Annotated in this window: 27 protein-coding genes and 1 pseudogene; 9 read left to right on the top strand and 19 right to left on the bottom strand. The window is 60.9% G+C overall.

The features are described from left to right. Positions 1–44: 44 nt before the first annotated feature. Entirely contained in the window at positions 45–461 is a 417-nt protein-coding gene (gene fos, locus LCH64_RS24480) for a fosfomycin resistance glutathione transferase (RefSeq protein ID WP_226501549.1), read from the bottom strand. A gap of 4 nt (positions 462–465) precedes the next feature. Next, on the bottom strand, positions 466–1,182 hold the full coding sequence (locus tag LCH64_RS24475; RefSeq protein ID WP_226501548.1) for a hypothetical protein: 717 nt from the start codon (positions 1,180–1,182) through the stop codon (positions 466–468). 107 nt (positions 1,183–1,289) lie between these two features. On the opposite strand from LCH64_RS24475, the gene LCH64_RS24470 reads away from it, so the two are divergent. Together LCH64_RS24470 and LCH64_RS24465 are read left to right on the top strand one after the other, a co-directional pair. Next, the gene (locus LCH64_RS24470; protein ID WP_103485684.1) at positions 1,290–1,529 is read left to right on the top strand and encodes a ribbon-helix-helix protein, CopG family; all 240 of its coding nucleotides are present in this window, start codon (positions 1,290–1,292) and stop codon (positions 1,527–1,529) included. Beyond that, complete coding sequence (locus LCH64_RS24465) at positions 1,519–1,803, top strand: type II toxin-antitoxin system RelE/ParE family toxin (RefSeq protein ID WP_103485683.1); 285 nt, start codon at positions 1,519–1,521, stop codon at positions 1,801–1,803. The genes LCH64_RS24470 and LCH64_RS24465 overlap by 11 nt, the downstream gene beginning before the upstream one ends. Before the next feature lie 7 nt (positions 1,804–1,810). On the opposite strand, the gene LCH64_RS24460 is transcribed toward LCH64_RS24465, so the two are convergent. Then, on the bottom strand, positions 1,811–2,734 hold the full coding sequence (locus tag LCH64_RS24460; protein WP_201135589.1) for a LysR family transcriptional regulator: 924 nt from the start codon (positions 2,732–2,734) through the stop codon (positions 1,811–1,813). 77 nt (positions 2,735–2,811) lie between these two features. On the opposite strand from LCH64_RS24460, the gene LCH64_RS24455 reads away from it, so the two are divergent. Then, on the top strand, positions 2,812–3,300 hold the full coding sequence (locus LCH64_RS24455) for a DMT family transporter (protein WP_103485681.1): 489 nt from the start codon (positions 2,812–2,814) through the stop codon (positions 3,298–3,300). A gap of 146 nt (positions 3,301–3,446) precedes the next feature. On the opposite strand, the gene yiaY is transcribed toward LCH64_RS24455, so the two are convergent. Continuing rightward, positions 3,447–4,595 (bottom strand): L-threonine dehydrogenase, encoded by a 1,149-nt coding sequence (yiaY, locus tag LCH64_RS24450; RefSeq protein WP_226501547.1) that lies wholly within the window; start codon positions 4,593–4,595, stop codon positions 3,447–3,449. A 153-nt stretch (positions 4,596–4,748) separates the two neighbouring features. On the opposite strand from yiaY, the gene LCH64_RS24445 reads away from it, so the two are divergent. Beyond that, positions 4,749–5,768, top strand: coding sequence for a DUF4917 family protein (locus LCH64_RS24445; RefSeq protein ID WP_226501546.1), 1,020 nt, complete (start codon positions 4,749–4,751; stop codon positions 5,766–5,768). A 59-nt stretch (positions 5,769–5,827) separates the two neighbouring features. Here the strand turns inward: LCH64_RS24445 and LCH64_RS24440 are convergent, their stop codons facing one another. Then, on the bottom strand, positions 5,828–6,370 hold the full coding sequence (locus tag LCH64_RS24440) for an XRE family transcriptional regulator (protein ID WP_003222480.1): 543 nt from the start codon (positions 6,368–6,370) through the stop codon (positions 5,828–5,830). Positions 6,371–6,476: 106 nt separating this feature from the next. Between LCH64_RS24440 and LCH64_RS24435 the strand changes: the two genes are divergently transcribed. Together LCH64_RS24435 and LCH64_RS24430 are read left to right on the top strand one after the other, a co-directional pair. Further along, entirely contained in the window at positions 6,477–7,259 is a 783-nt protein-coding gene (locus LCH64_RS24435; RefSeq protein WP_226501545.1) for an aldolase, read from the top strand. Positions 7,260–7,284: 25 nt separating this feature from the next. Next, positions 7,285–8,166: a dihydrodipicolinate synthase family protein gene (locus tag LCH64_RS24430; protein WP_226501544.1), complete on the top strand. Its 882-nt coding sequence runs from the start codon at positions 7,285–7,287 to the stop codon at positions 8,164–8,166. Positions 8,167–8,218: 52 nt separating this feature from the next. Here LCH64_RS24430 and LCH64_RS24425 read toward each other — a convergent pair whose 3' ends face one another. The 5 genes from LCH64_RS24425 to LCH64_RS24405 form a co-directional block, all read right to left on the bottom strand. Then, positions 8,219–8,740 carry a hypothetical protein gene (locus LCH64_RS24425; RefSeq protein ID WP_098967625.1) on the bottom strand — a complete coding sequence of 174 codons (522 nt, stop codon included), beginning with the start codon at positions 8,738–8,740 and terminating at the stop codon, positions 8,219–8,221. Beyond that, positions 8,740–9,384 carry a hypothetical protein gene (locus tag LCH64_RS24420; protein ID WP_045122715.1) on the bottom strand — a complete coding sequence of 215 codons (645 nt, stop codon included), beginning with the start codon at positions 9,382–9,384 and terminating at the stop codon, positions 8,740–8,742. The genes LCH64_RS24425 and LCH64_RS24420 overlap by 1 nt, the downstream gene beginning before the upstream one ends. Positions 9,385–9,536: 152 nt before the next feature. Then, the gene (locus tag LCH64_RS24415) at positions 9,537–9,881 is read right to left on the bottom strand and encodes a YegP family protein (RefSeq protein WP_226501543.1); all 345 of its coding nucleotides are present in this window, start codon (positions 9,879–9,881) and stop codon (positions 9,537–9,539) included. A gap of 195 nt (positions 9,882–10,076) precedes the next feature. Then, positions 10,077–10,382 (bottom strand): ribbon-helix-helix domain-containing protein, encoded by a 306-nt coding sequence (locus LCH64_RS24410; protein ID WP_003222468.1) that lies wholly within the window; start codon positions 10,380–10,382, stop codon positions 10,077–10,079. Positions 10,383–10,395: 13 nt separating this feature from the next. Beyond that, complete coding sequence (locus LCH64_RS24405) at positions 10,396–10,977, bottom strand: DJ-1/PfpI family protein (protein ID WP_003222466.1); 582 nt, start codon at positions 10,975–10,977, stop codon at positions 10,396–10,398. Positions 10,978–11,306: 329 nt separating this feature from the next. Here LCH64_RS24405 and LCH64_RS24400 point away from each other — a divergent pair, with 329 nt between their 5' ends. After that, positions 11,307–12,212, top strand: a complete 906-nt coding sequence (locus LCH64_RS24400; protein ID WP_226501542.1) for a DMT family transporter — start codon at positions 11,307–11,309, stop codon at positions 12,210–12,212. A 65-nt stretch (positions 12,213–12,277) separates the two neighbouring features. Here the strand turns inward: LCH64_RS24400 and LCH64_RS24395 are convergent, their stop codons facing one another. From LCH64_RS24395 to LCH64_RS24380, 4 genes are all read right to left on the bottom strand, one after another. Beyond that, complete coding sequence (locus tag LCH64_RS24395; protein WP_226501541.1) at positions 12,278–13,504, bottom strand: SAM-dependent methyltransferase; 1,227 nt, start codon at positions 13,502–13,504, stop codon at positions 12,278–12,280. A 269-nt stretch (positions 13,505–13,773) separates the two neighbouring features. After that, positions 13,774–14,391, bottom strand: a complete 618-nt coding sequence (locus tag LCH64_RS24390) for a hypothetical protein (protein ID WP_103485673.1) — start codon at positions 14,389–14,391, stop codon at positions 13,774–13,776. A 33-nt stretch (positions 14,392–14,424) separates the two neighbouring features. After that, the gene (locus LCH64_RS24385) at positions 14,425–15,177 is read right to left on the bottom strand and encodes a TPM domain-containing protein (protein ID WP_226501540.1); all 753 of its coding nucleotides are present in this window, start codon (positions 15,175–15,177) and stop codon (positions 14,425–14,427) included. A gap of 13 nt (positions 15,178–15,190) precedes the next feature. Further along, positions 15,191–15,799, bottom strand: coding sequence for a LemA family protein (locus LCH64_RS24380; RefSeq protein ID WP_226501539.1), 609 nt, complete (start codon positions 15,797–15,799; stop codon positions 15,191–15,193). 258 nt (positions 15,800–16,057) lie between these two features. Between LCH64_RS24380 and bglX the strand changes: the two genes are divergently transcribed. Next, positions 16,058–18,349 carry a beta-glucosidase BglX gene (gene bglX / locus LCH64_RS24375; protein WP_103522409.1) on the top strand — a complete coding sequence of 764 codons (2,292 nt, stop codon included), beginning with the start codon at positions 16,058–16,060 and terminating at the stop codon, positions 18,347–18,349. A 141-nt stretch (positions 18,350–18,490) separates the two neighbouring features. On the opposite strand, the gene LCH64_RS24370 is transcribed toward bglX, so the two are convergent. Together LCH64_RS24370 and LCH64_RS24365 are read right to left on the bottom strand one after the other, a co-directional pair. Then, the gene (locus LCH64_RS24370; protein WP_226501538.1) at positions 18,491–19,648 is read right to left on the bottom strand and encodes a phosphatidylserine/phosphatidylglycerophosphate/cardiolipin synthase family protein; all 1,158 of its coding nucleotides are present in this window, start codon (positions 19,646–19,648) and stop codon (positions 18,491–18,493) included. Position 19,649: 1 nt separating this feature from the next. Next, positions 19,650–20,240 (bottom strand): YceI family protein, encoded by a 591-nt coding sequence (locus LCH64_RS24365; protein WP_003222450.1) that lies wholly within the window; start codon positions 20,238–20,240, stop codon positions 19,650–19,652. Between the two features lie 74 nt (positions 20,241–20,314). Between LCH64_RS24365 and LCH64_RS28405 the strand changes: the two are divergent. Beyond that, a pseudogene (locus LCH64_RS28405) lies at positions 20,315–20,428 on the top strand (metal ABC transporter ATP-binding protein); the annotation flags it as partial. A 30-nt stretch (positions 20,429–20,458) separates the two neighbouring features. Here LCH64_RS28405 and LCH64_RS24355 read toward each other — a convergent pair. The 3 genes from LCH64_RS24355 to LCH64_RS24345 all read right to left on the bottom strand — a co-directional run bounded on the left by LCH64_RS24355 (position 20,459) and on the right by LCH64_RS24345 (position 22,887). Next, positions 20,459–20,764 carry an amidase gene (locus LCH64_RS24355; protein WP_103485668.1) on the bottom strand — a complete coding sequence of 102 codons (306 nt, stop codon included), beginning with the start codon at positions 20,762–20,764 and terminating at the stop codon, positions 20,459–20,461. Then, positions 20,761–21,840: a serine hydrolase gene (locus tag LCH64_RS24350; RefSeq protein WP_226501537.1), complete on the bottom strand. Its 1,080-nt coding sequence runs from the start codon at positions 21,838–21,840 to the stop codon at positions 20,761–20,763. The genes LCH64_RS24355 and LCH64_RS24350 overlap by 4 nt, the downstream gene beginning before the upstream one ends. Before the next feature lie 168 nt (positions 21,841–22,008). Next, the gene (locus LCH64_RS24345) at positions 22,009–22,887 is read right to left on the bottom strand and encodes an acyl-CoA dehydrogenase family protein (protein WP_226501536.1); all 879 of its coding nucleotides are present in this window, start codon (positions 22,885–22,887) and stop codon (positions 22,009–22,011) included. Positions 22,888–22,965 lie beyond the last annotated feature (78 nt).

The following is a 22,965-nucleotide window of genomic DNA, read 5'->3' as shown; positions in this document are numbered from 1 at the left end:
CCAGTACAAATGATGGCCAGTCTATATCAGCCCGCAACGCCAGATCACGACGCGTCGTAAAAACGCATGCCCGCGTACGGTTTGTGCCGACAGGCTGCCAGTCGCGACGCGAGATCGCCGACGTGAGCCTCGAGCTTGTGGCCATCAGGGTCGAGAAAGTAGAACGACGCGCCTTCACTGCGGTTGTCGCGCCATTCCCTCACATTCGCCGCTTTTAGCGTCTGCACAAACAACGGAAAATCCGCCTCGGCGAGGCTGAACGCGTAATGGGTGTACTCGACGGACGGCTCGGTGGGGCGCTGCGCATCCAGCGACAGACACAACCACAGCCCCGGCAACGACAGATAGGCACCGGCGTCCCATGTGGCTTCGACGCGCAGACTCAGCACATCGCGGTAGAACGCCAGGCTGCGGGGCAAATCACTGACGGCGAGGGTCAGGTGGTTAAGGCCAGTGAGCATGGGGTCAGTAACCTCTGAGGTCTTCAGGAACGTTGTACTGCTGACCATCGTACGTCAGGGTGATCTGTTTTTTCTTCAGGTCGGTGTTTGTCGAAACGCACTGATTGCCGGACTTGGTGTTTTTCATTTTACTGCCGGTGGTGGTGACGATCAGATCGGCGAAACCATTGTGGCTCGTTGGAGCGATCTCGAGGGTTCGGCGGATTTTTTTGCTGTAGCCCTCGCAGTCATTCACGAACTCACCGTTGTCCTTGAAGACCACCAGGCCTTCGAGCACCGGACGCAGGCTGTCACCCTCGCGCACATACAGCGCCAGATCGGTTTTCTCGTAGGGAATGGCACGGGAACTGTGGACGAACTTGGCTCGCAGCCCAAAAGCGCGGATATCCGGCGTCAAACGGTAGCGCGCCGTGTCGATGCGCACATCATCCAGGCGCACGGCATCAGAGTTGTAGGCGCCCGGTTTACGGTAGGTGGCGATGGGTTTGGCGTTGCTCGCATTGAGCAGCGCCAGATCCAGATCGAACGCCCCGGCATCGTCGCCGCCAGAATCGGCCAGATAAGTGGACTTGACCGAGATCGCTTGACTCGGAAACGCCGGCCAGACATTGCAACGCGACATGGATTTGCCGTCGAAACTCTTGGTGGTGCAGGCGGCGTGGGCGTGGGGGGTGATGGCCAGGAATGCAAAAGCCAGGATGAAGGTGTTTCTGCAGGTCATTTTTCTTCCTTGATAAAGTCTTGTGCGCAACCGTTAGACGAATGGCGGGCCGGGGCAAGTATGACGCTGTAGTATGTTGCACTACAAACCACTACACCGAGACCACCATGTCCGTCATGTCTTTGCGGCTTCCCGACGAAATTGCAGATACGCTGGCCAACCTCGCCAAAGCGACCGGGCGCAGCAAGTCCTATCTGGCAGTCGATGCATTGCGCGAGTACCTGGCTCGTGAAGCCTGGCAAATTGAAGAAATCCAAAAAGCGCTGAACGAAGCCGATGCCGGTGATTTTGCTTCTGCCGATGATGTCAGGGCGATCGCCAACAAATGGAATGCCAATGCGCGTTGAGTGGCTGCGTACTGCACTAAAGAATCTCGATGACGAAGCCGCCTACATCGCGATTGAAAATCCGCAGGCGGCCTCCGAGTTTGTTCAAGCCATTCTCGACTGCGTCGATCAGCTTGCCCGCTTTCCCGCCTCCGGGCGCGAGGGACGTTTGCCCGGAACCAGAGAATGGGCACTCCCTGATCGCCCCTATCTGATTCCTTACCGCGTTCGTCAGGGCCGGCTTCAGGTTCTGCGCGTTTTTCATACTCGCAGGCTTCCTCCGCGCACGTGGTAGGCCATTATCAATCGCGGCTCCCGGATCGATCTATCCCCTCCTCAATCCTGCGATTCAACCAGTTCAACGCCTGATCCCCACCCCGGCGCTTATGCCACGCCAGCACAAACGTGAACGGCGCGATCTCGAACGGTGGCGGCAGCACAATCAATTCCTGTTGATCAATCTCGCGCACGCTGCGTGACGACACCGTGAGAATCAAATCCGTACCGCTGATCAACTGCGGCGCGACGTTCCAGTGCGGCAGGCTGATGGCGACTCGGCGGCGTTCGCGCAATGAGGTCAGCGCCCGTTCGATTTCCGGGGTGCCGCTGCCGCGCATTTCCAGTAACACATGCGGGCGCGACAGGTAGGTCGGCAAATCCAGAAGCCCCTCGGCCGGCAGGCTGCGGCGATCCAGCAAACAGACGTAGCGCTCTTCGAACAGCAGCGTGCTGCGCAATTCGTTGGGCATTTCCGGGAACACCCCGGCGGCCAGATCAATGTCGCCGTTGAGCACACCTTCGAGCATGCCTTCGCGACTGGCGTGGCTGATTTGCAGGTCGATGCCCGGTGCCTCGCGACGCAAGGTGCGGATCAGATCGGGCAGGATGATGGCCGCGCCGTAGTCGGACATCGCCACACGAAAGGTCCGCCGCGCAGTGGCCGGATCGAAAGTGTTTGGCGCCAGCAACGATTGCACCTGAGCCAATGCTTCAGCAAGCGGTGCGACCAGTTCCAGCGCCCGCGCCGTGGGCACCAGGGTCGAACCGGCGCGCACCAGCAGCGGATCGCCGAGCAAGTCGCGCAGACGCGCCAGCGCATGGCTGACTGCCGGTTGGCTGAGGTGCAGCCGCTCGGCGGCGCGGGTGACGTGTTGCTCGCTGAGCAAGGCGTCGAGAACCACCAGCAGGTTGAGATCGATACGGCGCAGATCATTCATCTTGTGCATGTTCTGGATGACAAAACGGAATTTAAATCTGCGCGACGAATACTCTAGAGTCCAGCAAAACCTGTTGGAGAATGATCATGAGTACGTTGCAGTGGGTCGGTTTGTTGCTGCTGGCCGCGTTTGCCGGGGCGGTGGTGCCGTTTCAGAGTGCGATCAACAGTAATCTGGCGCGGGGACTGGGACATCCGCTGTGGGCGACCTTGGCCTCGTTGCTGGTGAGTGTGTTGGTGCTGTTGCCGGTGATTCTGGCGTTGCGCCTGCCGCTGCCGTCGCTGGGGTTTATCAGCAAGGCGCCGTTGTGGATGTGGGCTGGCGGTGCGTTCGGCGTGTGCTTTGTGGCGCTGGCGGTGATGTTGCTGCCCAAACTCGGCGCGTCCGGGTTTGTTGCGCTGGCGTTGGCCGGGCAGGTGATCGCGTCGATGCTGCTCGATCACTTCGGGCTGTTTGGATTGGTGGAGAAACAGCTGACGATGTCGCGGGTTTTGGGCGCGTTGCTGCTGATTGGCGGGGTGGTGTTGATTCAGTTTGGCGGGGTTTTCGAGAGGAATGTGGCGGCGGTTGGCTGATGTGAAAACGCATGGTTTTGTGGTGTTGACGAGTACGTCTTCGCGAGCAAGCCCGCTTCCACAGTTGATCGCATTTCAACTGTGGGAGCGGGCTTGCTCGCGAAGGGGCCATTGAGCTCAGCTAAAAAATATCAGAACGGCGCATCTCAAAACGCGTTACGGAAAATCTCCTCGATCTGCCGTTGATCCGCCGCCCGTGGATTGGTCAGGCCGCATGCATCTTTCAGCGCGTTGGTGGCGAGCACCGGGATGTCGCTGAGCTTGGCGCCGAGTTCACGCAGGCCACCCGGAATCTCGACGTCCCTGGCCAGGCAACGGATCGCGTTGATCGCCGCCTGGGCGCCCTCTTCCGGGCTGAACCCACGAATATCCGCGCCCATGGCGTGGGCGACGTCAGTCAGGCGTTCGGCACAGATCAGCGCGTTGAAGGTCTGCACGTGCGGCAGCAACACGGCGTTGCACACGCCATGGGGCAAGTCGTAGAAACCGCCCAGCTGGTGGGCCATCGCGTGCACGTAGCCGAGCGATGCGTTGTTGAACGCCATGCCGGCGAGGAACTGCGCGTAGGCCATGTTCTCGCGCGCCGCGAGGTCGCTGCCGTCACGCACGGCCAGGCGCAGGTTATTGCTGATCAGGGCCATGGCCTTCAGTGCGCAGGCGTCGGTGATCGGGTTGGCGGCAGTTGAAACGTAGGCCTCGATGGCGTGGGTGAGCGCGTCCATGCCGGTGGCGGCGGTCAGGCTTTTCGGCATGGCGACCATCAGCGCCGGGTCGTTGACCGACAGCAGCGGCGTGACGTTGCGGTCGACGATGGCCATTTTCACGTGGCGCGATTCGTCGGTGATGATGCAGAAACGGGTCATCTCGCTGGCAGTGCCGGCGGTGGTGTTGATGGCGATCAGCGGCAACTGCGGCTTGCTCGATTGATCGACACCTTCGTAGTCGCGGATCTGCCCACCGTTGGTCGCACACAGGGCGATGCCCTTGGCGCAGTCATGGGGCGAACCGCCGCCGAGCGACACCACGAAATCGCAGCGACTGTCCTTGAGCAGCGCCAGTCCGGCCTCGACGTTGGCGATGCTCGGGTTCGGTTTGGCACCGTCGAAGATCACCGAGTCGATGTCCTGCATCGCCAGTTTCTCGGCGACCATGTCCGCCACGCCAGCCTTGGCCAGCCCCGCGTCAGTGACAATCAGCGCCTTGCGAAAACCGTAGTTGCGGATCGCAAGCATGGCCTCGTCGAGGCATCCGTTGCCCATGATGTTTACGGCTGGAATGAAAAAGGTGCTGCTCATGCGCGTCTCCTGACTGGGGCCGAATCGACTGCTCCGATACGGCGGATGTGCACAGGATCGACCGATCGGTCACCACCGATGTTGATCTGGCTCAATGCCCGCTCGTGATAAAGTCGCCGCCCATCTGCCCTTTGTTTTGAGACTGCCCACGCAATGACTGATTTTCTGCAAGTCGATGCCACCCTCGAAGACTGGAGCGCCCTGCGCGCCACCGCCGACTTCAACGGTCTGCTGGTGGGCAATGGCGCCAGCCGCGCGGTGTGGGACGATTTCGGCTACGACTCGTTGTTCGAAAACGCGCGCACCGTGGAAGAGAAACCACTGAGTCCGTCGGAGCTGAGCGTGTTCGATGCGATGCAGACGCGCAGCTTCGAGCAGGTGCTCGGTGCGCTGAAAACCACCAGCCGGGTCAACAAGGCGCTGGCGGTCAGCTCGGCCGCACCGCGCAATCGCTACTACGCGATCAAGGAAGCGCTGATCAACACCGTGCATGCGGTGCACATTCCATGGCGACTGGTGCAGGCCTCGACCCTGGCGACGCTCAACGAAGAACTGGCGCGTTATCGCATGGTGTTCACCACCAATTACGACCTGCTCAGCTACTGGGCGATCCAGCACCGCAGCGAGGCGATCGACGACCTGTTCAACGGCCCCGACGCCAGTTTTGATCTGAGCGAAAGCGCCAGCGTAAAACCGCGTCTGCTGTATCTGCACGGTGGTCTGCACCTGGTGCGCAATCAGGACGGCACCGCCCGCAAACTGACTTCGACCGAAGGCACCCTGCTCGGCAGTTTCGCGATCAACAACACGATCAAGACCCTCGACGACGTGCCACTGTTCGTCAACGAAGGGCCGAGTGCGGACAAGCTGAAGACCATTCGCAGCTCGGATTATCTGTCGTTCTGCTATGAGCAGTTATTGGGCCACGCGCAGAACCTGTGCATCTTCGGGCATGCGCTGGGCGAGCAGGATGCTCACATCGTCAGGGCGCTGCGCCTGGCGAAACCGGCGAGCGTGGCCATCTCGATCTATCCGCGCAGTGCGGCGTTCATTCAGCACCAGAAGCGGCATTACGCGAAGGTGTTCGAAGGGACCGGGGTTGAGTTGCGGTTTTTTGATGCGAAGACACATGCGTTGGGGAGTCCGAAGCTTTCGGTTCCCGTCGAAGTCTGAAGCCAATACATCACCTGTGGCGAGGGAGCTTGCTCCCTCGCCACAACAGCAGAATCGGCTCATTCTTCCGAGCTGTGCACCACCACCAGCAACTGCGCCTGCACCTCGCCCACCGATCTGATCCGATGCGGTTTCTGCGCATTGAAATGCAGCGCATCGCCGCGCTCCAGCAGCACTCGCTCGTTCATGAAATCCACTTCCACCTGCCCTTCGTGGACGAACAGAAACTCTTCGCCCAAGTGCTCCTTGAAGGTCTTGTCGGTGAATTCGCTCGGCGGGTAAATGATGAACGGCAGCAGGTTGCGCTCGCTGACCTGATGCGCCAGCACCGCATACCCCGGGCTCTGATCGTTGGCCGCCAGTGACTGGCGCTCGTGGCTGCGAACCAGGCTGTAGCTGTCGAGGCTGACGTTGTCTTCGGAGAACAATTCCTCGACTTTCACGTTCAGCGCCTTCGCCAGTTTCAGCGCGGCCGCAATCGACGGGGTGTTCAACCCGCGCTCGACTTTCGACAGATAGCTCTTGGTCATACCGGATTTTTCGGCCAGCGCCTCAAGCGTTACCCCAAGTTTTTTTCTCAATAATTTCAAACGGATAGACATGCTCAGCAGTTATTCCATCAAGGAAACGACGATTCATGCTTGCTTATGACACTTTGTGTCATATAGGCTCTTTAGTGTCATTTGCAATCACCCAAAGGACACAGACATGGCCAAGACATTAGCACTACCCAAAGCGCAACTGGTCAAGCAAGCGCTGACCCAGATGCAAAACACCCTGGCGGATAATACGTGGACTGACCGGCAAAAGCTGGCGCTGACCTGCCGGATCCTGTTCGAGAGCGGTCATGACTCCGGTCTGGCCGGACAGATCACCGCCCGTGGCCCGCAACCGGGGACCTATTACACTCAGCAACTGGGCCTGGGTTTCGATGAAATCACCGCGAGCAATCTGCTGCTGGTCAACGAAGACCTGGAAGTGCTCGAAGGCCACGGCATGGCCAACCCGGCCAACCGTTTCCACAGCTGGGTCTACCGCGCCCGACCGGACGTGAACTGCATCATCCACACCCATCCGACGCACATTGCCGCACTGTCGATGCTGGAAGTGCCGCTGCAGATTTCCCACATGGACCTGTGCCCGTTATACGAGGACTGTGCGTTTCTCGAAGGCTGGCCGGGCGTGCCGGTGGGTAACGAAGAGGGCGAACTGATTGCCGGTGCACTGGGCGACAAGCGTGCAATTCTGCTGTCGCACCACGGCCAGCTGTCGACCGGCAATACGATCGAAGAAGCGTGTGTCATCGCCCAACTGATCGAGCGCGCCGCCAGACTTCAGTTGCTGGCAATGGCCGCTGGCACGATCAAGCCGATCATGCCGGCGCTGGGGCGCGAGGCCCATGACTGGGTGTCGAAACCCAAGCGCCACGCCGCCGCTTTCAACTACTACGCCCGGCAGAACCTGCGCCAGCACGCCGATTGCCTGAACTGATTTCAGCTTTTCAAGGAGACACCGCATGTCCAACATTCACGGCATCATCGGCTACACCATCACCCCGTTCGGCGCCAAGGGCGAAGGCCTGGATCTGCCTGCCCTCGGCCAATCGATCGATCGCCTGATCAACAGCGGCGTCCACGCCATCGCCCCGCTGGGCAGCACCGGCGAAGGCGCTTACCTGAGCGACGCCGAGTGGGATCAGGTCGCCGAGTTCAGCATCAAACACGTGGCCAAACGGGTGCCGACCATCGTCAGCGTGTCCGACCTGACCACCGCCAAAGCCTTGCGCCGCGCGCGCTTCGCCGAAGCGCATGGCGCCGACGTGGTGATGGTGCTGCCGGCCTCGTACTGGAAGCTCAGCGAGGCGGAAATCCTCGCCCATTACCGCGCCATCGGCGACAGCATCGGCGTGCCGATCATGCTCTACAACAACCCGGCCACCAGCGGCACCGACATGTCGGTCGAGCTGATTCTGCGCATCGTCAATGCCGTGGAAAACGTGACCATGGTCAAGGAGAGCACCGGCGACATTCAGCGCATGCACAAACTGCAATTGCTCGGTGAAGGCCAGGTGCCGTTCTACAACGGCTGCAATCCGCTGGCGCTGGAAGCGTTTGCCGCCGGCGCCAAGGGTTGGTGCACTGCCGCGCCGAACCTGATCCCGCAACTGAATCTGGATCTGTACGCGGCATCGCTGGCCGGCGATCTGGAGCGGGCACGTGAAGTGTTCTACCGCCAGTTGCCGCTGCTGGACTTCATCCTCAAGGGCGGCTTGCCGGCGACGATCAAGGCTGGATTGCGCGAGACGGGGCTGGAGGTCGGCGATCCCCGGTTGCCAGTGTTCCCGTTGAGTGACACCGGCAGACATCACCTCACAGCGCTGCTCAACGTTTTGCGCTGATGAAAAAAATCCCGCCCGGAACACTCCGGGCGGGATTTTTCCTGCCTGTCGGTCAAAGACTGGCGGCGTGCTTCATCGCTTCGCGGTGGAAGGGCTGATCCTTCAGGACCTGCGCAATGAACGTGTCAGTGATCAAGCGCACATGTTCGAACTGCCCGCCCGAGGCGTTGAAGGCGCCCCGCCAGGATTCAGTGTGATTGTGCACGGCATAGACACCCAGTATCTCCTTGCCATGGCTGAGACTGAACACCACTGTGCTGTCGAAGCTCACCGGTACCGGTACCAGGAACAGTGTGAAGGCACTCAGGAACAACTGAGGCTGAAGCGCGCCGACATCGCTGTTGGCGACGACCAGAACGTTGTAGCCATCCTCGCTTCGACCGGCGCGAACTTCGTCGAAAGTGCCGCGCCGACGCAGTTCGTCTCGCAACATCCAGCTCGGCAGACCGAGCACATTGACGTTGATCGCCGGCAGTTGCTGGCTGTAGTCGACGTCGGGGGCCTTGAGGCTGTGGGTCGCCTGACAGCCACCCAGCAACATGAGCAATCCCAGAAACAGAAGCTTGAGGCGCATTAGAGTTTTCCTGACAGCATGGCTTTATAGACAGAGGCGCTGGGGCCGTTTTCTTCGCGAATGAACGGCGTGGCAGTGTCCAGATTCGGCAGGTCCAGACGCTGCAATCCCGGTACTTGCGGGTATTTGGCACGAACCAGCGCCGCATCACGTTCAAGATGATCGCTGTGCAGGAACAGGCATGACAGCTGGAGACCGATCAGGCACCCGGCGCGAAAATCGCCGATGTAATAAGCCTTGCCCGCCTCGAGTTGCATCCCGATGGTGAAGTCTTCACGGCTCCACGTCACCGACTGCCCATGATCGAAACGCACGTTGTAGATCTCGTAACGACCGGGTTTGAGCGGCATCACAAACAACGTGCCGATGCCGTGATCGGTCTCGCGTACATCTCGCTCGGTTCGGGCGTAAAACTCGTTGTGCAGGCGTGCAGTGGCGAAATCATCGCTTCCACGCTTACGGATCATCAGCATTTGTTCCTTCGCTGAAAACCTCGTCTTGGGCCAGATGCCGACCACACCTACCACATAAGCCACGCCGGAATCGGCGGTTGGCTTGAGTTCATCGTCAATGTGGGTGGGTGACATGCTGTAGCAACCACTCAGGCCGAGCAGCGCCGTCAGAACAGCGAAAAAGCGAATCATCAAAGGGAAAACTCTCGCGTAAACATAAAAAACACACGAAAGAGTATTGAACGCCGCCCCTTCCATGGATTGGTCGCGAAGGATAAGCGATGTAGTGGCACATAGCCAGAATTCAGTCGCCATTGTTTTGGCGACTGAGTCGTGGAGTTATTTCAAAGCACCGGCAACGTCTTGTCCTTGATCACTTTGCTCGGCCCGTTGGCCTTGACGCTGGCGATGCCTTTGGCGCACGCGGCGTCCGTGGAGTACGACTCGCTGCTGCCGATGATCTGATGGTTGGCGGCCTTGAGGTTGAAGTATGGGTGGCCATCCTTCGTCGATTTCTTCTCGTAGCGTTCATCCAGCGGGCTGTTGGTCTGCACCGAAGCAATGCCGTTGTCGACTGCCGCGCGAGTGGTGTAGAGCTCGCTGGTGAGAATGGTTTCAGCGTTGGCGGCCTTCAGCACAAACCTGAACTGGCCGTTGCTGCGTTTGCTCACTTCGTACCATCCGGACATGCTCGAATCTCCTTGGCGGTTGAGAGGTTTCGCGCCAGTGAGTAAAGACCAGCCCAGGATTTCTGTCGCCTGTGACGGCCTCTTCGCGAGCAAGCCCGCTCCCACATTGGTTACCGAGTGCTCACCTGTTTTTGTGATCACTGGAGATCCACTGTGGGAGCGGGCTTGCTCGCGAAGGGGTCGACCCGCAGTGGGCTATTTCACAACTGCTCGCACCACCGACAACTGCGGCTCCGTCACCCGCCGCTGACTCAGATATCGCGTGCAGCTCACCCGCAGGAACGAGGCAAAATTCACCACCTCCCCGCGATAATCCATCACTTCTTCATACAGCTTGGCGATCAGTTGATTGGTGGTCATGCCATCGACTTCGGCGATTTCGCTGAGGATGTCCCAGAACTGGTTTTCCAAACGCAATGTCGTCACCACGCCACAGATGCGCAGCGAGCGCGAGCGGGATTCGTAGAGAATCGGGTCGGCCTTGACGTAGAGCTCGCACATCGGCGCATCCTCGTTACAGGGTGATTTTGGTGCCAAGCAGGCCGAGGAATCCGGACAGCCAGTTCGGATGCGCCGGCCACGCCGGAGCAGTCGCCAGATTGCCCTGAACGTGGCCGTCGGTCACCGGGATATCGATGAACGTGCCACCGGCCAGGCGTACCTCCGGCGCACAGGCCGGATAGGCGCTGCATTCGCGACCTTCCAGAACGCCCGCCGCCGCGAGCAACTGTGCGCCGTGGCACACAGCGGCAATCGGCTTGCCAGCCTTGTCGAATGCTCTTACCAGCGCCAGCACCTTTTCATTCAGGCGCAGGTATTCCGGCGCACGACCGCCGGGAATCAGCAGCGCGTCGTAATCGGCCTCGGCGACCTTGGCAAAGTCGAAATTGAGGGCGAACAGGTGACCCGGTTTTTCGCTGTAGGTCTGGTCGCCTTCGAAGTCATGGATCGCGGTGCGCACAGTGCTACCGGATGGCTTGTCCGGGCACACGGCGTGCACGGTGTGACCGACCATTTGCAGGGCCTGGAACGGCACCATCACTTCGTAGTCTTCGACGTAATCGCCGACCAGCATCAGGATTTTTTTCGCGGCCATGGGGAGGACTCCTCTGGGAAAGGGCTTGCAGGAGTATTCAAGGTAGACCTTATCCGTTCGGGCGGGTAACAACCGGCTACTACGCCTCCCCGCCTTTGTGGCGAGGGAGCTTGCTCCCGCTGGGGCGCGAAGCGTCCCCTCGCTTTCCGTGAGTAAAGAATGCATTCAGGTTTGGCGCCTGCTGCGCAGGCGAGCGGGAGCAAGCTCCCTCGCCACAGGACTTGTTCCAACTGTATGGATAACTCTGTGCCTAGCTGTAACAGCCCGACCCGCCCGGTTTATGGCTAGATGAAGCCACTTCCCTGTCACCTTCAATTCTGGTCACTCACATGTCCTCGCGCGAAAACACCGGTATGGCCCTCGGCCTGCTCGGGGTTGTGATTTTCAGCCTGACCCTGCCCTTCACGCGGATCGTGGTGCAGGAACTGCATCCGCTGCTCAACGGCCTCGGCCGGGCGCTGTTCGCGGCGATTCCGGCGGCGGCGCTGTTGTTATGGCGGCGCGAGAAGTGGCCGAGCTGGCAGCAAGTCAAAGGCCTGAGCCTGGTGATCGCCGGGGTGATTCTCGGCTTTCCGGTGCTGTCGGCGTGGGCCATGCAGACCTTGCCGGCGTCCCATGGCGCACTGGTCAACGGTTTGCAGCCGCTGTGCGTGGCGCTGTATGCCGCCTGGCTGTCCCACGAGCGGCCGTCGAAAGCCTTCTGGGCCTGCGCCGCACTGGGCAGTGCGCTGGTGCTCGGCTACGCGTTGTACACCGGAGCCGGGAGCATTCAGGCCGGTGACTTGCTGATGCTCGGCGCGATTGCCGTGGGCGGTCTGGGGTATGCCGAGGGTGGTCGGCTGGCCAAGGAGATGGGCGGCTGGCAGGTGATCTGCTGGGCGCTGGTGCTGTCGACGCCGCTGCTGATCGGGCCAGTGTTGTATCTGGCGCTGCAACATCAGGGCGCGGTGTCGGCCAAGACCTGGTGGGCGTTTGGCTACGTGGCGTTGTTTTCGCAGTTTCTCGGCTTCTTCGCCTGGTACGCCGGGTTGGCGATGGGCGGGATCGCGCGGGTCAGTCAGATCCAGTTGCTGCAGATCTTCTTCACCATCGCGTTTTCGGCGCTGTTCTTTGGCGAACATGTCGAGCCGATCACCTGGGTGTTTGCCTGCGGGGTCATCGCAACGGTGATGCTCGGGCGCAAGACCGCCATCAAACCCCATGTGGGAGCGAGCCTGCTCGCGAAGGGGCCATAACGGCCAGCATCATCCTTGGCTGGCAGTCCGCCTTCGCGAGCAGGCTCGCTCCCACAAGGTCAAGGTCAGGCCAGGTAACCGTCGGCGCGCAGCAGGGTTTCCAGGCAGTGCTCGCTGATGTTGTAGAACGCCTTCAACTCAGCAATCTTCACTAGCAATTGAGCCGGGTCCGCCGGCTCGGCGCGTTTCACCGCGAGAATCATCTTGTTCTTGTTGGTGTGTTCCAACGAGATGAACTCGAACACTTTGGTCTCGTAACCGCAGGCTTCGAGGAACAGCGCACGCAGGCTGTCGGTGACCATTTCCGCCTGTTGTCCCAGGTGCAGACCGTATTGCAGCATCGGCTTGAGCAGCGCCGGGCTCTGGATCTGCAGGCGAATCTGTTTGTGGCAGCACGGCGAGCACATGATGATCGACGCGCCGGAACGGATGCCGGTGTGGATCGCGTAGTCGGTGGCGATGTCGCAGGCATGCAGGGCGATCATCACGTCCAGTTCGCTCGGCGCCACGCTGCGCACGTCACCGCACTTGAACACCAGGCCCGGGTGCTCAAGTTTCGCCGCGGCGGCGTTGCACAGGTTGACCATCTCTTCACGCAACTCGACGCCAGTGACTTCGCCTTCGGCCTTGAGCGTGTTGCGCAGGTAATCGTGAATCGCGAACGTCAGGTAGCCCTTGCCCGAACCGAAGTCCGCGACCCGCACCGGTTTGTCCAGCGCCAGCGGTGACGAGGTCAGGGCGTGGCTGAAGACTTCGATGAATTTGTTGATCTGCTTCCACTTGCGCGACATCGCCGGGATCAGCTCGTGTTGCGCGTTGGTCACGCCCAGGTCCTTGAGGAACGGCCGGCTCAGGTCCAGAAAGCGGTTTTTCTCGCGGTTGTGCTCGGCGGACGGCGCTTCACGCAATTGCTGAGGTTTGCTCTTGAACAGCGAAGACTTGCCCTTTTTGCTGTATTCGAGCTGGGCTTCGTCGGTCACGGTCAGCAAATGCGCATTCTTGAACGCCGCCGGCAACAGCTCGGCAATCACCGCCACACCTTCACTCAGCGGCAGGTTCTTGGTGATGTCGCGGGTCTTGTAGCGATAGACAAACGACAGGTTTGGCTGCGCCTTGACCGTCACCGCTTTGATGATGATCCGCTGCAGATCCGCCTCTTCACCCACGTACTTGGCCAGCACCAGTTTGATGAAGCCGTTGTCTTCGAGGCTGGTTTGCAGCAGCTCGATGAACTGGGCGTGATGATCGGGCGCGGGTTTGGCAGACGGCGCGGATGGGGCGGTAACGGACATGAACAAGCGGCCTCGGGCGGGGCGAAACGGGAATGGCGGGTATTTTAGGGGGGATGGGGGTTGGGGACACGTTCTTATTTACCCAACGGCAAAAGAACCCAGTACACCGGGGCTTCTGTGGCGAGGGAGCTTGCTCCCGCTCGGCTGCGCAGCAGTCGTTAAAACAGGCGATTACTAACCAGACAAACCGCGTTTACCGGGTTCAGGGCCGCTTCGCGCCCCAGCGGGAGCAAGCTCCCTCGCCACAGGGGATGACTGCGGCCAGAGAATCAACCCAACACAATCAACCGATTGGGCAATTCATTCCTCACCTGCGTCACCGGCACATGCACCTTGAGCAGTTCACCGCACGCCTCGATGCAGGTCACGAACCCCTCAAGCGTGCGCCCCTGCCGCACCTGCTCGGTGAACGCGGCGACAATCGCGTCCCAGCTCTTGTTGTCCAGCCGCCGGGAAATCCCCTCGTCCACCAGAATCTCCACGTAGCGCTCGGCCTCGCAGACAAAAATCAGCATGCCGGTGCTACCCACGGTGTGGTGCAGGTTCTGTTCGAGGAACTGGCGCCGCGCCAGGTTCGACGCACGCCAGTGGCGCACACGGCGCGGGATCAGATGGGTGGTGACTTGCGGCAGACGAAACAGCAGGCACAGGACAATGAACAGCCCCCACTGCACCAGCAACAGGCTGTGCATGGTCAGCCAGCCGGTCAGGTAATGGACGATGCCTGGCACCAGCAACGCCAACAGGCTGGCCCACAGCAACGGGATGTACGCGTAGTCATCGGCGCGGGCCGCCAGCACGGTCACCAGTTCGGCGTCGGTGTCGCGCTCGACCCGGGCGATCGCCTCGGCGACTTTGCGTTGTTCGTGTTCGCTCAGTAATGCCATGTCGAAAAATGCCTGATCATTATTGTTGTGTGTTCACCAGCCGCCGGACGAACCACCGCCGCCGAAACTGCCCCCGCCGCCGCTGAAGCCCCCGCCTCCACCGCCGCCGCCAAATCCACCACCGCCGAAACCGCCCCCGCCTCCGGAGCCGCCACGGCCGGCGGGAAGGATACCGAGCATCTGGCAGACAAACACGGTCAGGATGAACAACACCACCAGAAAAACAAACAACAGCGGATGGCGCGAGACAAAATCGCTTTGCGGATCACCGCTCGACTCGTACACCGTCGAGGGCTCGTCCAGCGGGTTGCCGCCCAGCACCACCAGCATCGCCGCCACGCCGTCGCTGATGCCCTTGCTGAAATTGCCGGACTTGAACGCCGGGGTGATCACTTGATGGATGATCACCGAGGTCTGCGCATCGGTCAGCCGATCTTCCAGCCCGTAACCGACTTCAATGCGCAGCTTGCGCTCATCACGGGCGACGATCAGCAGCGCGCCGTTGTTCTTGTCTTTCTGGCCGATGCCCCAGTGCCGGCCCAGTTGCACGCCGTAATCCTCGATGGTGGTGCCCTGCAGATCAGGCACCGTGACCACCACCAGTTGCTCGCCGGTCGCTTGCTCGTGAGCCTGCAATTGCTGGCTCAACTGGATGCGCACCGAGGGCTCGATCATCTGCGCCTCGTCCACCACCCGCCCGCTCAGCGCCGGGAACGTCAACTCGGCCCGGGCGCTGACGGTGAACAGCCAGAGCATCAGCACCAGGCCTATCTTCAACACACGCATGGGCAACCTCGAATCAGAACTTCACTTCCGGGGCCTTTTCCGCACCGGGGGTGGTGGCTTCGAAGGTTTCGCGAATCGGCAGATCGCTGTACATCACGCTGTGCCAGAGGCGACCGGGAAATGTGCGGATCTCGGTGTTGTACTTCTGCACCGCCAGAATGAAATCGCGCCGCGCCACGGCAATCCGGTTTTCCGTGCCTTCGAGCTGCGATTGCAGGGCAAGGAAGTTCTGGTTGGCCTTGAGGTCCGGGTAGCGCTCCGAGACCACCATCAACCGGCTGAGCGCACCGCTCAACTGATCCTGGGCCTGCTGGAACTGCTTGAGCTTTTCCGGGTTGTCGAGGGTGCTGGCATCGACCTGGATCGAAGTTGCCTTGGCCCGCGCCTCGACCACTGCCGTCAGGGTTGCTTCTTCATGCTTGGCATAGCCTCTGACGGTTTCCACCAGATTGGGAATCAGGTCGGCACGACGCTGGTACTGGTTCTGTACCTGGCCCCAGGCCGCTTTCGCCTGTTCGTCGAGGGTCGGAATATTGTTGATGCCGCACGCGGTCAACAGCGTTGCCATCACCAGCAGCGTGGCGACCTGCAAACGCGAGCGGTAGGTTGGACTGACATTCATCAAAGTGATGCTCCCTGGCGTATTTCATAAAAAACCGACCGTGAAACCTTCTGCATCGGCGGTTCGGGCATAATCGGCGGCGCCACTGGATTGCAACGGGCCGATGGGCTAAAAAGAGGCCCTGCGCAAACGCTGCCGAAGGTCGGTGGGCGTTTTTGGCTCGGTCATTTTGAGCCTGCACCCGAACAACAATAGTCGCTCCCTAACTTTTGGCTGGCCGGCATTGCATTGCCGCTTGGGCCCTTGAGAAAAATATTCATGAAGAAGCTGTGTTTGCTGGGCCTGTTCGTCAGCCTGGCCAGTCATCAAGTATTGGCCGCCACGACCCCGGTACCCTTGGAAAACAAGGACGCGTTCATCAGCAATCTGATGAAACAAATGACCCTCGATGAAAAGATCGGCCAGTTGCGCCTGATCAGCATCGGCCCGGAAATGCCCCGCGAACTGATCCGCAAAGAGATCGCCGCCGGCAATATCGGCGGAACGTTCAACTCGATCACCCGCCCGGAAAACCGTCCGATGCAGGACGCGGCGATGCGCAGTCGCCTGAAGATTCCGATGTTTTTTGCGTACGACGTGATCCACGGTCACCGTACGATTTTCCCGATCCCGCTGGCCCTGGCATCGAGCTGGGACATGGACGCCATCGGTCGGTCCGGGCGCGTTGCCGCCAAAGAGGCTGCATCTGACAGCCTCGACATCACCTTCGCGCCGATGGTCGACATCTCCCGCGATCCGCGCTGGGGCCGCAGCTCCGAAGGCTTCGGTGAAGACACCTACCTGACCTCGCGCATCGCCAAAGTGATGGTCAAGGCCTACCAGGGCGACACGCCGAGCGCGGCCGACAGCATCATGGCCAGCGTCAAGCACTTCGCCCTGTATGGCGCGGTCGAGGGCGGTCGCGACTACAACGTCGTCGACATGAGCCCGGTGAAGATGTACCAGGACTATCTGCCACCGTACCGCGCGGCGATCGACGCCGGTGCCGGCGGGGTGATGGTGGCGTTGAACTCGATCAACGGCATCCCGGCCACCGCCAATACCTGGCTGATGAACGATCTGCTGCGCAAGGACTGGGGCTTCAAGGGCCTGGCCGTCAGCGACCACGGGGCGATCTTCGAGCTGATCAAGCACGGTGTAGCCGCCGATGGTCGCGAAGCGGCGAAGCTGGCGATCAAGGCCGGCATCGACATGAGCATGAACGACACCCTGTACGGCAAAGAGCTGCCGGGGCTGCTCAAGTCCGGCGAGATCGAACAGAAAGACATCGATAACGCGGTGCGCGAAGTGCTCGCCGCCAAGTACGACATGGGCCTGTTCAAGGATCCGTACCTGCGTATCGGCAAAGCCGAGGATGATCCGGCGGACACCTACGCCGACAGTCGTCTGCACCGCGCCGACGCGCGTGACGTCGCGCGTCGCAGCCTGGTGCTGCTGAAGAACCAGAACGACACCCTGCCGCTGAAGAAAACCGCGAAAGTCGCGCTGGTCGGCCCGCTGGCCAAGGCGCCGATCGACATAATGGGCAGCTGGGCTGCTGCGGGTAAACCGGCGCAATCGGTCACGCTGTTCGACGGCATGAGCTCGGTGATTGGCGACAAGGCCAACCTGATCTACGCCCGTGGCGCGAACATCACCAGCGACAAGAAAGTGCTGGATTACCTGAACTTCCTCAACTTCGACGCCCCGGAAGTGGTCGATGACCCACGCCCGGCCAACGTGTTGATCGACGAAGCGGTGAAGGCAGCCAAGGACGCTGACGTGATCGTCGCCGCCGTTGGCGAGTCCCGTGGCATGTCCCACGAATCCTCGAGCCGCACCGATCTGAACATCCCGGAAAATCAGCGCGAGCTGATCCGCGCCCTCAAGGCCACCGGCAAGCCGCTGGTACTGGTGCTGATGAACGGCCGTCCGCTGACCATTCTCGAAGAGAACCAGTCGGCTGATGCGATTCTGGAAACCTGGTTCAGCGGCACCGAGGGCGGCAACGCCATCGCTGATGTGCTGTTCGGCGACTACAACCCGTCGGGCAAACTGCCGGTGACCTTCCCGCGTTCGGTGGGCCAGATCCCGACCTACTACAACCACCTGAGCATTGGCCGGCCGTTCACACCGGGCAAACCGGGCAACTACACCTCGCAGTATTTCGATGACACCACCGGGCCGCTGTTCCCGTTTGGTTATGGCTTGAGCTACACCCAATTCGCCCTGAGCGACATGGCGCTGTCCTCGACCACCCTGAACAAGACCGGCAAGCTCGACGCCAGTGTCACCTTGAAAAACACCGGTCAGCGCGACGGCGAAACCGTGGTGCAGCTGTACATTCAGGACGTCACCGGCTCGATCATCCGCCCGGTGAAAGAACTGAAGAACTTCCAGAAAATCATGCTCAAGGCCGGCGAACAGAAAGTCGTGCACTTCACCATCACCGAGGATGACCTGAAGTTCTACAACGCCCAGCTCAAGTACGCGGCCGAGCCTGGAAAGTTCAACGTGCAGATTGGCCTGGATTCGCAGGATGTGACGCAGCAGAGCTTTGAGTTGCTGTAATTATTCATGTAACACATAAACCCTGTGGGAGGGGGCTTGCTCCCGAAGGCGGTGTATCAGCTACCTATATGCTGAATGACACTCCGCCTTCGGGAGCAAGCCCCCTCCCACATTAGATTTCTGTAATTTTCGAAATTGACGTTATCCACGTCTGTCGAGAATGTTGACCACCAACCGATCCACCCAGCCCCAGATCCTCTGCTTCACCCGCCGCCACAACGGCCGGCGCTGCCACTCCTCCAGACTGACCTGCTGGCTGAGACCGAAATCCTTCTCGAAACTCTGCACCACCGCTGCCGTCAACGACGGGTCCAGCGCCTCCAGATTCGCCTCCAGATTGAAGCGCAGGTTCCAGTGATCGAAGTTGCACGATCCGATACTCACCCACTCGTCCACCAACACCATTTTCAGATGCAGGAAGCACGGCTGGTATTCGAAGATCTGCACCCCGGCCTTGAGCAGGCGCGGGTAGTAGCGATGGCCGGCGTAACGCACCGACGGGTGATCGGTGCGCGGCCCGGTGAGCAATAACCGGACGTCGACACCGCGAGCAGCGGCCTTGCGCAGCGAACGGCGAATGTTCCAGGTCGGCAGGAAATACGGGGTGGCCATCCAGATGCGTTTCTGCCCGCTGTTCAAGGCGCGGAACAGTGATTGCAGAATGTCACGATGCTGGCGCGCATCGGCGTAGGCCACACGGCCCATGCCCTCGCCCATGTCCGGCATCTTGGGCAGGCGTGGCAGGCCGACATGCGCCGACGGTTTCCAGGCCCGGCGATGGCGGTTGGCGATCCATTGGCGGTCGAACAATATCTGCCAGTCGAGCACCAGCGGGCCGCTGATTTCCACCATCACTTCATGCCATTCACTGCTGTCCTGTTCCGGCGTCCAGAATTCATCGGTCGCACCGGTGCCGCCGACGAATGCCAGACGCTGGTCGACCAGCAGCAGTTTGCGGTGATCGCGATAGAAGTTGCCGACCCAGCGCCGCCAGCTCAGGCGATTGTAGAACCGCAGCTCGACCCCGGCCTGAATCAGGCGCTGACGCAGGTGCAGGGTAAACGCGAGGCTGCCGTAGTCATCGAACAGGCAGCGCACCCGCACACCGCGCTCGGCGGCCTGCACCAGCGCCTGCACCACGGCTTCGGCACAGGCGCCCGCCTCCACCAGATACAACTCCAGCTCGACCTGTTCCTCGGCGCGGGCAATCTCCACCAGCATGCGCGGGAAGAATTGCGGGCCGTCGATCAACAGCTCGAAGCGGTTGCCGTCGCGCCATGGGAACACCGCGCCGCGCATGTCAGCGCGCCGTGAAAATCAGCACCGCACCCACCGGCACCGACAGACTGATGGCCGAAAGACCGGCCAGGTTGCGCAGAGTTTCCAAACCCGGCACCAGGTCGAAATCCTCGGCGTTGATCACCAGCGGCTCCAGCGTCACCACTTGAAAACGTCGGTCATCGAGACGGGTGGCCAGCAACTCTGCCGGGTATTCATGTTGCTTGCCGTGCAGGTTGACGGTCAGCGGCAAGCGTAATTCCAGCTGCGCACCGGGGGCCAGATCGTTGATCGGGCGCAGGTCGATCCGGGTGCTGATGGTCGCTTCGGGGAATTGCTCGATCTGGAACAGTTCCTTGCGCATGCGCTCGTCGCGCAGCGGGATGCCGCTGTTGATCGACTCCAGTTCGACTTCAACCTCGGCCCGACCGCTGGGATCGACCTTGCCGTGCAACACCAGAAAGCGCTGCACTTCGGAAATGTGGGCGTTTTTCGTGCTGACAAACGATAGCCGCGACGACTCGCCATCCAGATACCAGTTGGCCTGCGCCGGCAGCGCGGCGGCAGCCAGCAGCAGACTGGCGAGGGCTTTATAGAGGGAGCGGTTGAACATTGAATACTCGTGGGGGCGATAAACCTGCACGAACCTTAACCGCCCACGCCGTTATTGCAAACTGATCGCCGCAAATCTATCGATTGGTGAAAATCCCTGTGGGAGCGGGCTTGCTCGCGAAGGCGGTGAATCAGTCAACACAAATGCTGAATGGCACACCGTATTCGCGAGCAAGCCCGCTCCCACAGGGTTGTTCATTGACTGAAGGATCGAGGATTTCAGGGATTGAGGCGGCAGCCCTGCCGTTCACTCAACCACTGCGCACTATTGCTGCGGCCAATGCCGCTGACGGTGATGGTTTTGCTCGCGCTGTCATCGGTAAAGCGGCTGGTTGGCAGCCACTGTTTCACATAGCCGCGGCAATATTCGGCGTCGTTGTTCATCACATAACGACACGAACAATATTCCTTGGCGGTGTACGCGCTGATGATATCGGGGAAGGCCCACAGGTTGTCCCGCTCGAGCCAGATCCAGCAGAGGAGCACGATCAGCACCAGCAGCAGCGCCCGTTTCAACAGCTTCATGGCTGCACCGCCTTGAGCACGCGCCTGAGCAGTTCGTTATGGCGATAGCTGCCGTCGCGATCATCGGCGTAACGCACGATCACCAGTTTCTCGCTGGGGATCACATACAGTGCCTGCCCCCAATGCCCAAGGGCGGCGAAGGTGTCGGGCGGCGCGTCGGGCCACGGCGCGGCGGCAGCATCCACCGGGCGATTGAGCCACCATTGGCCGCCGGGCACCGCTTCGTCCTGATGCGCCTTGTAGCCGGCGAAGGGAGTGCGGTTGAAGGCGACCCAATCCTTGGGCAGCAATTGCCGGTCACCCCAACGTCCATCGCGCTGCATCAACAGGCCAACCCGCGCCAGGTCCCGCGCCGTGAGATACGCGTAAGAAGAGGCGACAAACGTGCCGCCGGCATCGGTTTCCCACACGGCATGGCGGATGCCCAGCGGCTCGAACAGCGCCGACCACGGATAGTCGGGATAACGCTGGGGGCCAACCATGGCTTTCAACGCAGCGGCCAACAGATTGCTGTCGCCACTGGAGTAACGGAACGCCTGCCCCGGCGGCGCGTAGGCGTCGTGATCGGCGGTGAACCCTGGCATGTCGCGGTGCCCACGGGTGTAGAGCATCGCTACCACCGAGGATTTCAGCGGCGCGTATTCGTAGTCTTCCTGCCAGTCCAGCCCGGAAGCCCAGTGCAGCAGATCCGCCACGGTGATCGCCGGGTGTTTTTCCAGCGCCGGATAAAACGTCGAGACCGGATCATCCAGTTTGAACAGCCCTTCGCCATACGCCACGCCAAGCACCGTGGCCATCAGGCTTTTGCTGATCGACCAGGTCAGGTGCGGGGTCTCGGCACGGGTCGGGCCGGCGTAGCGTTCGTAGATCAACTGGCCGTCGCGGATGATCAGCAAGGCGTCGGTGCGGATGCCTTGGCGGGTGGTGTCGTCGCGAGGCGGGAAGGCGTAAGTTTCCAATGCCTCGACCGCGGCGCCGCTGATTTTTGCGCCAGTCGGCCATTGTTCATCGGGCCATTGCCCGGCCTGAACCGTGAAGCTGATCAGCAGCAGAAACAGGGACAGGCCTTTGTACATGTTGAGGGCTCTGGGAATGACTTTGCTCAGAGTAGTCGGGGTTTATGACAGGGGTGTGGTGATTTTGCGGCCGCCTTCGCGAGCAAGCCCGCTCCCACAGTTTGATCGCATTCCTGCTGAAGGAACTCGGTCAACCTGTGGGAGCGGGCTTGCTCGCGAAGGGGCCCGTCAGCCCACCGCCAAAGCCTTGGCCAAGCGCTTGGCCCGCGCGCCCGCCGCCAACTGCATCACTGACTGATCACGCTGCCACATCAACGCCCACTCCGGATTACCCTCGGCCAACGCCCGATCGATCTCGGGTTTGAACGCATCGAACTGCGCAAACAACCCACCCAACAGCACATGCCCGGCCGGGTTGTTCGGCGGCTGGCGACTCGCTTCCGCACACCCGCCCAGCAGCGCCAGCAAGCGTAACAGCAGCGGCTGCGACCAGCCGCTGTCCTGACCGACGCCATACAGCCACGCGGTCATCGCGCTCAACACGTAAACATCCTCCAGAGTGCGGAACGGCTTCACATAAGCATCCCAGCCGTCCCCCGCGAGCAACTCGCACAAGGCGTCGTCCAGATGCAGACGACCGTGACTGATGTCCGGCATCAGCGGCAGCGCCGGGAGTTTTTCCACGCGCACGCCGGGTTCGCCGGGATAGACCACCGCCAGACTCAGGCGCGGCGTTTCGCCGGGTTCGTCACTGCGCGCGGCGATCAATAGCCAATCCGCCGCATCCCCTGCGGTGACGAAATCCTTTTGTCCGTTGAGGCGCAAATCCGTCAGACGCGTCTGCATGTCCGCCGGGCGCAAGCTGCGCTGTTCGGTCGCACACAACGCGCCAAGACTCGGCGGAGCGCTCGGCCAGAGCATGCGCAATGCCGCCTGATACCCCACCAGAAACGCCAGCCCCGGCGTCGCCATCCGCCGCCCTCCGGCCACCGCCAGTTCGAACGGCGTCACGCTGCCCAGTTGATGCAACAACGTGGCGAAACCTTCCGCCAGATCAGCGACGGCGGGCAGGCGTTCACGACTTTCGAGCAGGGTTGGCCAGGGCATAAGAGGCTCCTTGTGGGCTGTCATACAAGCATCACCAAACGTTCATGGCGATGACACCGGGGCTACATAGCCTGACTT

The sequence above is a fragment of the Pseudomonas sp. MWU16-30322 genome, assembly GCF_020515535.1.
Lineage (GTDB): Bacteria > Pseudomonadota > Gammaproteobacteria > Pseudomonadales > Pseudomonadaceae > Aquipseudomonas > Aquipseudomonas fluorescens_H.
This window is presented reverse-complemented; position numbering and strand designations above follow the sequence as displayed.